General features: G+C 83.0%; 1 protein-coding gene. It reads left to right on the plus strand.

Features of this window, described 5'->3' with window-relative positions; all coding sequences use genetic code 11:
- The coding region (locus D476_RS33935) for an alpha amylase C-terminal domain-containing protein (RefSeq protein WP_040726712.1) at positions 1-241 on the plus strand (241 nt) is incomplete at both ends.

Raw genomic sequence — 241 nt, forward strand, 5'->3', positions numbered from 1 at the left:
TCCCGCACGCGGGCCGCCGGGTGGGGCTGCCCGAGCCGGGCCCCTGGCGGGTGCTGCTGGACACCGACGACGCCGGGTTCGGCGGCAGCGGGTTCCGCGGCGGACCGGCCCTCGTCGAGGCCGCCTCCGAGCCCGCGCACGGCCTGCCCGCCTCGGCGGTGCTCGACCTGCCGCCGCTGGGCGTGCTGTGGCTGGAGCCGGACACGCCCGCGCACGGGGGGGAGCCGCGGGGGGGGGGGCG

This window comes from Nocardiopsis chromatogenes YIM 90109, assembly GCF_000341185.1.
Lineage (GTDB): Bacteria > Actinomycetota > Actinomycetes > Streptosporangiales > Streptosporangiaceae > Nocardiopsis_A > Nocardiopsis_A chromatogenes.